This window comes from Acinetobacter sp. 1124_18A, assembly GCF_052824995.1.
Window position 1 is genome coordinate 160,529 of the sequence record NZ_VTDF01000003.1, and the last position, 11,856, is coordinate 172,384.

The window sequence follows — 11,856 nt, forward strand, 5'->3', positions numbered from 1 at the left end:
CATCAAAGTGACTAATGGTAGAAAACAAAAAAGCCTACTTGAAGTAGGCTTTCTTGAGTGTTTTAACAAATGACTTTATTAAACACCAAGGTAATCTAAAATGCCTTCGGCAGCTTGACGACCTTCCCAAATTGCAGTCACGACAAGGTCTGAACCACGCACCATATCACCACCCGCAAAGATTTTTGGGTTTGATGTCTGGAATTTGAATTCTTGCTTTTCAACCGCGACAACACGGCCCGAACCATCAAGACTAATATTCGCGTTACCAAACCAGTCAGCTGGACTTGGGCGGAAACCGAATGCAAGTAAAACAGCATCGGCTGGTAATACTTCTTCAGAACCAGGAACTGGTTCAGGGCTACGACGGCCACGACTATCTGGTGCACCCATTTGTGTCGTTACCACTTTTACGCCTGTTACTTTACCATTTTCACCAACGATTTCGATCGGTTGACGATTGAATAGGAATTTTACACCCTCTTCATAGGCATTTTTTACTTCACGTGCAGAACCCGGCATGTTGCTTTCATCACGACGGTATGCACACGTTACATCATGAGCGCCTTGACGTAATGAAGTACGGTTACAGTCCATCGCTGTATCACCACCACCAAGTACAATCACCTTTTTACCATCTAAACTGATGTATTCACTTGGGTCTTTTTCCCAACCTTGGCAGCGGTTCACGTTAGAGATGAGGAAATCTAGGGCATCATAAACGCCATTAAGATCTTCACCTGGGAAACCACCCTTCATGTAGGTATAAGTTCCCATACCCATAAACACTGCATCATATTCTGCAAGTAATTCATCGATGGTTACATCTGTGCCAATTTCAGTATTCAAACGGAATTCGATGCCCATACCCGTGAAGATTTCACGACGGCGTTTCATCACATCTTTTTCCATTTTAAATTCTGGAATACCAAATGTAAGTAAGCCACCAATTTCAGGACGCTTGTCAAATACAACTGGTTTAACACCACCGCGAGCTAGGATATCTGCACAACCTAAACCTGCAGGGCCAGCACCAATAATTGCAACTTTTTTGTCAGTCCATTTTACGCCTGACATATCTGGACGCCAGCCCAAAGCAAAGGCTGTATCGTTGATATATTTTTCAGCATTACCAATCGTTACGGCACCAAAACCATCATTTAAGGTACAAGCACCTTCACATAAACGGTCTTGTGGGCATACACGACCACATACCTCAGGTAGTGTGTTGGTTTGATGGCAAAGCTCAGCAGCTTGGAAAATTTGGCCTTCAGCGATGAGTTTTAACCAGTTTGGAATATAGTTATGTACAGGACATTTCCATTCGCAATATGGGTTACCACAACCTAAACAACGGTGAGTCTGATTGGCGACTGTTTCCGATGTAAAAGGCTTATAAATTTCCACAAATTCTGCTTTGCGGACAGTAATATCTTTTTTCTCTGGGTCTTGGCGTGCTACATCCAGAAATTGAAAGTCATTATTTAGGCGTTCTGCCATGTCTCTCTCCGTGGGTAGGCGCGGTTTTCACTGTTGCCCGCACCTGCCTATGTCGTTGCAGTCGTGGAATTATTGTGGATCAGCTTGTGTTGTTTTCAAAAGCGTTAGCAAATTAGCAGCCTTTGGTTTCACAAGCCAGAATTTACGGCTGTAGAAATCGAACTCATTGCGGATTTTATAAGCCCAGGCACTACCTGTTTCTTTAATATGCTCATCGATAATACGCAACAAGAACTCTTTATGATCTTCCATAGATTCTGTTGAAATACGATTTAAATCAATCAATTCGTGGTTGTAGTAATCTACAAAATCATTATCAAGGTCAAGTACATAAGCAAAACCACCGGTCATGCCCGCGCCAAAGTTATGGCCTACTTTACCAAGTACAGTCACAACACCACCTGTCATATATTCACAGCAGTGATCGCCAGCACCTTCAATTACAGCAAATGCACCCGAGTTACGAACTGCAAAACGCTCACCCGCTGTACCCGCTGCAAAAAGCTTACCGCCAGTTGCACCATACAAACAGGTATTACCAATAATTGCTGTATTTTGAGTTTGGAAAGGTGAACCTTTTGGTGGGAAAATTGAGATACGACCACCTGCCATACCTTTACCCACATAGTCATTAGCATCACCTTCAAGACGGATGTGTAAACCACCAGCGTTCCATACACCAAGTGACTGACCCGCTGTACCCGTTAAGTTCATCACAACTGGATGCACTTCCATGCCTAAGTTGCCATAGCGACGAGCAATTTCACCTGACACACGAGCACCAATCGAACGGTCACAGTTCACAACAGTAAAGTTGTACTGACCACCTGCACTTGATTCAATTGCAGGAAGCATTTCAGCAACCATTTTCTCAGCTAACACACCTTTATCAAATGGCGCATTTCCTTGTACTTCACAATACTGCGCTTTACCGTCAGCAGATGGATGAGAAGTTAACAATGGACTTAAATCAAGATGAGCATGTTTTTCAGTTTCACCCGGCAATACTTCGAGTAAATCAACACGACCGATTAAGTCTTTCAATGAAGAAACACCTAGTGCTGCCAACCACTCACGCGTTTCTTCCGCAATAAAGTGGAAGAAATTGATGAGCATTTCTGGCTCGCCAATATAGTGCTCTTGACGTAAGTGATCTTGTTGAGTTGCAACACCGGTCGCACAGTTGTTTAAGTGGCAAATACGTAGATATTTACAACCTAACGCAATCATTGGTGTTGAACCGAAACCAAAGCTCTCAGCACCTAAAATTGCTGCTTTGATCACATCAAGACCAGTTTTTAAACCACCATCAGTTTGTACGCGTACTTTGCCACGTAAGTCATTAACGCGAAGAGCTTGATGCGCTTCACTTAGACCTAATTCCCATGGAGAACCCGCATGGTGAATCGATGAAAGTGGAGATGCAGCAGTACCACCGTCATAACCAGAAATGGTAATGAAGTCTGCATAAGCCTTCGCAACACCAGCAGCAATTGTTCCTACACCCGGCTCAGATACCAGTTTTACCGAAACCATTGCTTGTGGGTTAACTTGTTTCAAGTCAAAAATTAACTGAGACAAATCTTCAATTGAGTAAATATCGTGGTGCGGTGGAGGTGAAATCAGTGTTACACCCGGTACAGAATAACGTAAACGTGCAATTAAACCATTTACTTTACCGCCCGGTAACTGACCGCCTTCACCCGGTTTTGCACCTTGAGCAACTTTAATTTGCAATACTTCAGCAGAAGTTAGGTATGCAGGAGTTACACCAAAGCGACCAGATGCGATCTGTTTGATTTTCGAGTTACGAATTGTGCCGTAGCGAACAGGATCTTCGCCGCCTTCACCAGAGTTTGAACGACCACCAATTGTATTCATCGCAATTGCAATCGCTTCATGTGCTTCTGGAGAAAGAGCCCCCAAAGACATCCCTGCCGAGTCAAAACGAGGCAAGATATCTTTAACTGATTCAACTTGCTCAACTGGAATCGGATTCGTTGTTTTTAACTTAAATAAGTCACGAATAGTCGCCACTGGACGGTTATTAACCAGCTCAGCATATTCTTTAAAGTGTTCGTATTTACCAGAGCGAACTGCTTTGTGTAATGAGTTAATCACATCTGGGTTGAACGCGTGATACTCTTTATCAAATACGAATTTAAGCAGACCACCTTGATCAATTGGTTTGCGATTTGACCATGCTGTAGCAGCTAATTTTTTCTGGTCTTTTTCAAGATCAGCAAATGTTGCACCCTGAATACGACTTGGAACACCCAAGAAGCACTGATCTACAACTTCAGATGATAAACCCACTGCTTCAAAAAGCTGACCGCCACGATACGAAGCAACTGTAGAGATACCCATTTTTGAAAGAACTTTTAATAAGCCTTTCTCAATACCTTTACGGAAGTTGGCTTGAGCATGGATTGGATCACCTAAAAGCTCACCTTTAGCAATCAAATCATTAATCACGTCATATGCAAGGTACGGGTAAACAGCGGTTGCACCGAAACCAAGTAATACCGCAAATTGGTGCGGATCACGTGCAAAACCAGTTTCAACCATGATGTTTGCATCAGTACGTAAACCAGTTTTAATGAGGTAATGGTGTACCGCACCTGTTGCAAGCGCTGCGTTTGCAGGCAAGAAACCTTGACGAATATTTTTATCAGTTAAAACAATTAAAGTTTTACCATCACGAACCGCTTGAGCCGCTTCTTCACAAATACGAGTAATCGCAGCTTGCAAACCCTCTTCTTCGGCATAGTTCAAATTGATGTCAACAGACTCATAGCCTGCACGATCAATACTACGGATTTGCTGTATTTTTGAGTTAGACAGAACAGGGCTCGAAATAATGATTCGATCTGCGTGCTCTGGGCCTTGCTCAAATACATTCTGCTCACGGCCTAAACAGGTTTCGAGCGACATTACAATCGATTCACGTAATGGATCAATTGGAGGGTTTGTTACTTGCGCAAATTGTTGACGGAAATAATCAGTCACATGGCGCACTTGACGAGACAATACAGCCATTGGCGTATCATCCCCCATAGAACCTACAGCTTCCTGACCACTTTCAGCAATAGGACGCAACAACTGGTCACGCTCTTCAAATGTCACCATAAACATTTTTTGAGCTGCTTTTAAAGCATCGCCAGTTAAGCCCTTATCAACTAATTGTTCTTCAAGTTCAGGGTTGGCATTTAAGCGAATTGCATGGTCACGCAACCATTCACGGTACGGACGCATATTTTTAAGATGTGTATTTACATCTTTTGTATCAAGTACTTTGCCCGTTAAAGTATCAACTACCAAAATTTGGCCTGGTCCAACACGACCTTTAGAAACCACATCTTCAGGCTCATAACCCCAAACACCAATTTCAGATGCTAAGGTAATGTAATCATTTTTGGTAACGACCCAACGTGCAGGACGCAAACCATTACGATCAAGCATACAAATCGCATGACGACCATCTTGAATAACCAAGCCCGCAGGACCATCCCAAGCTTCCATATGCTTAGAGTTAAACTCATAGAATGCACGTAAGTCTGCATCTAAAGTTTCAACGTTCTGCCAAGCTGGTGGCACGAGCATACGCAATGCACGGAATAAATCCATACCGCCACCGACCAAGATTTCAAGCATGTTATCTAAACTTGAAGAATCTGAACCTGTACGATTCACAATTGGATTAAGATCAGTTAAGCCCGGCAACAATGGATTTTCAAATTTAGGGGTACGTGCCAATGCCCAGTTACGGTTTGCTGTAATAGTGTTAATTTCACCATTATGCGCAAGGTAACGGAAAGGCTGAGCCAAAGGCCAACGCGGTAAAGTGTTAGTCGAGAAACGTTGGTGGAATACCACAATATGAGATTTTAAACGCTCATCTGCTAAATCTGTATAGAACTCAGCAATTGCAGCCGGCATCATCAAGCCCTTATAGCTGATTACTGTCGAACAAAGCGTGTTCACATAGAACGATGAATCATTTAGTAATTGTTGTTCTGCACGACGACGTGCCAAAAATAGTTTACGGTTAAACTCAACTTCTGTTACACCCATTGGACAGTTCACAATGACCTGTTCAAAAGCTGGTAAAGATTGAAGTGCAATTTCACCTAGTGCATCGTTATTTGTAGGGACAACACGCCAAGCTAGTACGCGTAAGCCATCAGCCTCAATTTCTTTAGTTAAAATATTTTTAGAGTGCTGCGCTAATGCCGGATCAACATTTAAAAATACAGTACCGACAGCAAAAACTTCGCTAAGTGTAATATCACTTAGTTTTTTTGCTTCATCACGAAAAAATTGCTTTGGCATCGCCAATAATAAGCCGCAACCATCTCCCGTCTTGCCATCTGCGGCAATACCACCACGGTGCGTCATGCAACTTAAACTGTGAATCGCGGTTTCTACAAGATGATGACTTGATTCACCCTTCATATGGGCAATCAGTCCAAAACCACAGTTATCCTTAAACTCATCAGGTTGATATAAACCTTGAGCGGGAGCTACAGTATTAGGCGATGGCATGTGCATAGCGTACCCTTCTTTCAATAAGGCTCTTTCGAGCGTCAAACAAACAACTTATTTCTGCGATATTGCCTATGGACGACAGTTAGCTCAATGTTTCGCAAAAAAAAATTTTGGGCTGATAAGCCAATATACGCTGTTCCATTTTTACGTACACTGGTTTTTGCTAGAAAAATGTTTTGACTTATTTCGCACTCTTTTAAAGCAGCTCGACCCCACGACTCTGCATAGACTTCACTCTTTAGAGCGCCAAAATAGTTAGCAGTACATTAATAAGCACAAGAATAAAGCAAAAACTATGCCAATATAATTTTTAGAGCTTAAGTGTTTATATTTATTAAAAATAGATCGGTTTTATTCAGGTTATCATTTTAATAAATGACCAAATATGCACCACACTTGATCAAAAATTATATATATCTTTTGTTATTGCACTATATTTGTGCACATTATTCTTATCCTTAGTTCCCTTTTGTGCCCTCATTTGTTGCATTTTTAGGAGGAGCTTCAGTTGCACGATTTTGTTGAGCCTTTTTAGCAGTATCAGCAGCAGAATTCGACTGATGTACATCCACAACATTTCCTTCAGCATCTCTGCGAATAATGGTTGTCCGAGTTGTGGAGTTTGTTGCTGGAGCAGCTACTTTAGGTTGCGTACTTATAGCATTATTTGCACCTGTACCCATAAGCAAAGACTCATCAATTCTAGGCAATGCAGCTGGACGTAAACGCACTTCATAAGTTTGACTAATCCCACCTTTCATTTCATCTGCACCCAAGTCATTGACTAGTGGTACATAGGTCGAAAATTGTTGCGGTTGCGGCTTAATTGATTCAGGCAAATCAAGATTCAGCTGTGTTAACTGCTGAATTGCATCTTCAGAACGTTTAAATACACCATATGTCAAAACATATTGTTCAGATTGCTTATCACCACTTAATCGGAAGTAGATAAATTTATTTCGGTCTGAACGATTCTTTAAAAAGTTTTTAACAATATCTTCATCAGATGCACGGAACAGCTCAAGCGTCCACTGTTTCTTGTTTTCGTTAATAAATTTTGTACCGCGGAACTCTGCCTCATGCTGACCTGAAGCAACTGTACGAGTCGTTAAATCAAGAGGCCTAACTTCATCAGCTAAAGCCCCTAAGTTAGCCGTTGTTGCCACTTTTTCTGGCTGAATTTGCACGGGTGTTTCTGAATCGGCTGCTTTTTCTACTTCTACAAGCTTCTTACTATCAGTCATTACCCAGAAAAGAAAAGCCAGAAACAAGCAGACGATACCACCCACCAACCAGATATATTGTTGAACATTCTGCCAAAGTGTACGTGATACAGTCATGTGTTACCTTAATTTATTATCCGTGTTGATTTGCCAAAATAGCTTGTTTCATGAGTTCAACATCAAAGTCTTTAGTAATTACAGCTTGTCCAAGTTGCTTTAACAACACTAAACGTAATTGACCATTGAGGACTTTTTTATCATGTGCCATATATCCAAGGAATTCATCCAATGGAATTTTTGGACATGATATCGGCAAATTAGCGCGTTGAATAATTTTTTTTGTACGCTCTACATCATCGCTTGAAATCCAGCCTAAACGCTGTGATAAATCAGCCGCCATGACCATGCCTGTAGCTACTGCTTCGCCATGCAACCAAGTACCATACCCAAGATAAGATTCAATCGCATGACCAAAGGTATGACCTAGGTTGAGTAAAGCTCTCTCGCCCTGTTCTTTTTCATCATTTGCAACAATACGAGCTTTATGGGCACATGAACGATAAACAGCTTCTGCTAAAAGATCAGCGTCTCGTCCAACCAACCCATCCATATTTTGCTCTAACCACACCAGAAACTCAGCATCACCTAACAAAGCATATTTAATAACTTCTGATAATCCAGCAGACAATTCTCGATCCGGTAAAGTGTTGAGTTGAGCCATATCAGCCAAAACGACTTGAGGTTGCTGAAATGCACCAAGCATGTTCTTACCTAGTGGATGATTAATTCCAGTTTTACCACCTACACTTGAATCTACCTGTGAAAGAAGTGTGGTAGGAACCTGAATAAAATACACCCCACGCTGGAAACATGCTGAGGCAAAGCCAGCCATATCCCCAATAACACCGCCACCTAAAGCTAGAACCGTACAATCTCGGTTAAAACCAGCTTCAAGTAGTGCATCAAAAATTAAATTTAAATGTTGAATATCTTTATATTTTTCACCATCGGGCAAAATACAAGTAGCTATCGTTTTACCCAAACTTTTTAATACTTCTTGATAGTGAAATAAATATAAAGGTGCGACCGTTTCGTTACTCACAATCATGACCTGTTGACCATGAATATAAGGTTCAAGCAACTGTTTAGGATCAAGTTGACTGCCAATAAAAATAGGATAACGGCGTTCGCCTAATTCAACATGTAAAGTTTGCATGAGTTTATTAAACCACGAGTAAGTTTGGCTATTTTAGCGTGTTAGACAAAATAAGTTGCAAAATCTTTTGAGCAAGATCGCGTGCAGCACCCTGATTGGTTTCAATCGTGTAATGAGCAACTTCACGATACAAAGGATCACGTATTCTTAATAAATCGCGCAATTTTTGTTCAGGGTTTTCAACTTGTAATAGAGGTCTGTTTTTATCGCGATAAGTTCGTTGTAATTGTAGTTCCACTGGAGTGTAAAGATAAACAACAATACCACGCTGCTTTAGGAACTCACGATTGGGTGCTTGAGTAATCGCACCACCGCCTGTTGCTAAAACCAAAGCATTACGGGAAGTTAAATCATTCAACACCATGGTTTCACGAGCACGAAATCCAAATTCCCCTTCTTTTTCAAAAATCCAAGGAATAGTAGCACCCGTTTTGCGTTCAATTTCATGATCACTATCTAAAAATTCACGCCCTAATATTTCGGCTAAATGACGTCCAACGGTTGTTTTTCCTGCCCCCATGGGCCCTACCAAATAAATATTTGGCAGGGTTTCAAACGCTTTGCTTGGCAAGGCGCCACCTATTTCAATTGCTTTCATTGAAAAATATATTAATGATTTCTCACTAAAGTGTCATTAACAATTCGTGGCGTAACGAAAATCAGTAACTCTTGTTTATCATCAGATTTCACATCTTTTCTGAATAAATGCCCAAGTACAGGAATATCACCTAAGAAAGGAACCTTGGTTTGTGAGTTAGAGGTGGTCTGCTCAAATACCCCTCCTAAAATGACCGTTTCACCGTTATTAACCAATACGTTGGTGTTAATTTGATTTTTATTTAAAATTAACTCGCCATTAGGTGCTGCACCAGCAACGGAATCTTTTGAAATATCTAATTTCATTTGGATCTTACCGTCAGGTGTAATACTTGGCGTCACGTTTAAGCTTAATAGCGCATCTTTAAAAGAAGTTGTGGCCGTTGAACCTGCAGCAGAGTTCGTTGTAGATTGATAAGGAACCTGTTGCCCTGTCGCAACTTTCGCTGGTTGTTTATCTGCTGTCATCACTTTAGGCGTAGAAATAACCTCACCATAGCCATCAGCTTGTAATGCAGAAAGTTCAAGATCAAGCATAAAATCAGACATGCTAATCAAACCAAAGGCAATACTTCCAGCCGGATTGGTTACCCCTAAATCGACGTTTAAGTTATCTGGACGTTCAATCGTATATTTATAACCACCCGTTGTACTGTCTTTTTCTGGCTTTCTTAAATTCCATAAGGTTGTTTCACTACCACCAACCAGCAAGTTATTATTATTGGTAATCCCTTGCGATAATATTCCCCATTTAACACCAAGTTCTTTGGTGAAAGATGTAGATGCTCTTACAATTCGCGCCTCAACCATGACCTGCTTAACTTGTACATCCAGTAAATCAATCATTTTACGAATTTGATCAATCGACTGAGCCGTATCATTAATAATTAAAGTATTGGTGCGATCATCTTGAGTAATCGTTCCACGTGGACTCAATAAACTTCCTACGTTATTTCCTAAACTATCAACACCCGTATTTAAGTTAGTAGAAGTTGAAGTACCTCCACCTGAAGTATGCTGCAAACCATTACTATTATTTGAGCCTTGAGTAATTAAACCCATAATATCCTGAGCTTGCGCATATTTAAGTTGAATATATTCAGTTTGCAATGGAGCCAATTTGACACTCTGCGCGACAGCTTTTGCTTCTTCTTCTTCAGCCTTGATCAATTCTGTAACAGGAGCAATCCAAATAACATTACCATTTCTGCGCTTATCAAGATTTTTGGTCTTTAAAATAATATCAAGTGCCTGATCCCACGGAACATCTTTTAAGCGCAAAGTAATATTACCCTGAACACTATCGGCAGCTACCATATTAATGCCAGTAAAATCGGCAAGTAACTGTAGAACTCTACGAACTTCAATATCTTGAAAATCAAGAGAAAGCTTATTACCAGAGTAATTAGGTGTTTTATATAAAGAGGTTACGTTTTTATCTTGTGGACGCTTTAAGCTAATGGTGAGTTTATTTTCCGCCTGATAAGCCATATATTCATAGCTACCAGTGGATTGGATCGTAATAACACCATTACCTTTTTCGTTATAAGACTCGATGCTAGAAACAGGGGTCGCAAAATCGTTCACATTTAAACGTTTAGCCAAATGTGTAGGAATTTTAGAGCCAAGTGTTTTTACTACAACTTTACTACCTTGTTGTTGAACATCTACAGGGGTATTATTTCCTAGTAAATCAATAACAATTAACCCTTCACCTTGACCGCCACGCTGAAAACCAATATTTGAAACACCTTGAGGTTGAACCATAGTTGCTGGTAAAGGTTTAACAGCAGTTTGAGCTGAATTAATCTTTAAAATAAAAGTATTACCTTCAATACGTGTTGTAAACGCACCTGCCTCTTTTAAATTTACGGTTAAACGTGAGCGTTGATCGTCAGAACTTACATCGACCGAGCTCGCTTCATTTGTACCAATCTCTACTTTTGACTGTGTTAAAGTCTGCTGAGCTTTATTAAAATCTAAAATCAAACGTGAAGGATTTTCAAGTTGATATGCCTGTGGTTGCGGTGGCAAACCATTAAACATAACTCTAATTTCTGTACCCTGACCTGCAATTTGTGTCGGTACAATATTCGTCATGCTGACCTGCGCAGAGGCAACCTGCATAACTGCAATGGCTACAGCCCCCATAGAAAACTGACGGAATACGTGATTCATTGTCTGACCATCCCCAATTAAATAATCTTTAAAAATACTTTTTCTTTGTTATTCCCTAAATTTTAGGGTGCGGGCCCAATTAACACTAAGGTTCTTGGTCTCTCCACATAGCCTTCGCGCCCATCAGGGACAATTTCCACCAGATCAATTTGGGTTGGACCAATATGGGTAATACGCCCTTGATTCATCCCCATATAGTTCCCCACCTGTACTCGCTCAATTTGCTGATCAGGTGACTGGATAAGAGCCAGCACTTGCCCACGGTTGTTACGAATGCTTCCTTTCATGTTTAAGGATTCTAATGCATAACTTTCTAGAGGCTGAGGTGCTCGTGAGAAGTTCGGATAGACTCGTTTTCCTGCCATAATTTTGAGCTCAGCAGCAAGTGAGCTTGGTAAAAATGGACTCTTTAGCTGATGAGCCGCATAATTAAATTGTGGTACAGGTGTGAAAACAGGGGCTGGGTCTATCGGCTGTGGTGGCTGGTTACGTATATTTGCCATTTGCTGATTTACAGCATCAATTCTCGAGTCACATCCGACTAAAACTAAACATGCCAAAATAGAAAAAGAAATTTGCTTAAGTTTCATTGTA

7 protein-coding genes are annotated in these 11,856 nt (G+C 40.9%); all 7 read right to left on the minus strand.

Annotated features, from left to right (window positions below; translation table 11 throughout):
* Positions 1-78: 78 nt before the first annotated feature.
* The 7 genes from FY048_RS08440 to FY048_RS08470 all read right to left on the minus strand — a co-directional run bounded on the left by FY048_RS08440 (position 79) and on the right by FY048_RS08470 (position 11,852).
* Entirely contained in the window at positions 79-1,500 is a 1,422-nt protein-coding gene (locus FY048_RS08440; RefSeq protein ID WP_446090827.1) for a glutamate synthase subunit beta, read from the minus strand.
* A 69-nt stretch (positions 1,501-1,569) separates the two neighbouring features.
* Entirely contained in the window at positions 1,570-6,045 is a 4,476-nt protein-coding gene (gene gltB, locus FY048_RS08445; protein ID WP_171068120.1) for a glutamate synthase large subunit, read from the minus strand.
* A 461-nt stretch (positions 6,046-6,506) separates the two neighbouring features.
* A complete protein-coding gene (locus FY048_RS08450; protein WP_446090828.1) occupies positions 6,507-7,388 on the minus strand; it encodes a hypothetical protein in 882 nt (293 codons plus the stop codon).
* A 16-nt stretch (positions 7,389-7,404) separates the two neighbouring features.
* Positions 7,405-8,487, minus strand: a complete 1,083-nt coding sequence (aroB, locus tag FY048_RS08455; protein ID WP_446090829.1) for a 3-dehydroquinate synthase — start codon at positions 8,485-8,487, stop codon at positions 7,405-7,407.
* 28 nt (positions 8,488-8,515) lie between these two features.
* The gene (gene aroK, locus FY048_RS08460; protein WP_446090830.1) at positions 8,516-9,085 is read right to left on the minus strand and encodes a shikimate kinase AroK; all 570 of its coding nucleotides are present in this window, start codon (positions 9,083-9,085) and stop codon (positions 8,516-8,518) included.
* Between the two features lie 11 nt (positions 9,086-9,096).
* Complete coding sequence (gene pilQ, locus FY048_RS08465; protein ID WP_446090831.1) at positions 9,097-11,262, minus strand: type IV pilus secretin PilQ; 2,166 nt, start codon at positions 11,260-11,262, stop codon at positions 9,097-9,099.
* 62 nt (positions 11,263-11,324) lie between these two features.
* On the minus strand, positions 11,325-11,852 hold the full coding sequence (locus FY048_RS08470; RefSeq protein WP_016139987.1) for a pilus assembly protein PilP: 528 nt from the start codon (positions 11,850-11,852) through the stop codon (positions 11,325-11,327).
* Positions 11,853-11,856: the final 4 nt, after the last annotated feature.